The organism is Adlercreutzia rubneri (assembly GCF_009755265.1).
GTDB lineage: Bacteria > Actinomycetota > Coriobacteriia > Coriobacteriales > Eggerthellaceae > Adlercreutzia > Adlercreutzia rubneri.
Genome location: NZ_WPOO01000069.1, coordinates 1 through 526, shown reverse-complemented (window position 1 = coordinate 526; position 526 = coordinate 1). Strand labels below are relative to the sequence as shown.

At 63.5% G+C, this 526-nt stretch carries 1 pseudogene; it reads left to right on the top strand.

Features of this window, described 5'->3' with window-relative positions:
* Positions 1–338: pseudogene (locus GO707_RS11930) on the top strand (DNA gyrase subunit B); the annotation flags it as partial.
* Between the last annotated feature and the right edge of the window lie 188 nt (positions 339–526).

Sequence of the window (526 nt, the reverse complement as noted above, 5' to 3'; positions counted from 1 at the left end):
TCGCACAGCCGCCCATCTTCGGCCTCAAGAAGAAGAACTCGCGCTCGCCGAAGATCGAGCGCTACATCTACGACGAGAGCTCGCTGGGCTCGGTGCTGGCCGAGTACGACGACCCGAACAAGTTCGACGTGCAGCGCTACAAGGGCCTGGGCGAGATGGACCCGGACCAGCTGTGGGAGACCACGATGGAGCCGGCCACCCGCACGCTTCTGCAGGTGAGCATCGACGACGCCGCCGAAGCCGAGCGCGTGGTGAGCGACCTCATGGGCGACCAGGTGGAGCCGCGCAAGGAGTTCATCCAGAAGCACGCGCGCGACGTCCGATTCCTCGATATCTAGGTTTGGCTCGACCCGCGCGCATTGCGCGCTGGTGAGCTTGAGAAGGAGAAGCTAAGTGGCAGACAACAACGATTCTTTCGACGAGTTCTTGAATCGCGCCGAAGAGGATTACGACGCGGGCGATATCGAAGCGGCCGAGGCCGACGACGAAGACGACGTGCTGGACGACGTCGAGGGCGGCGAGGACG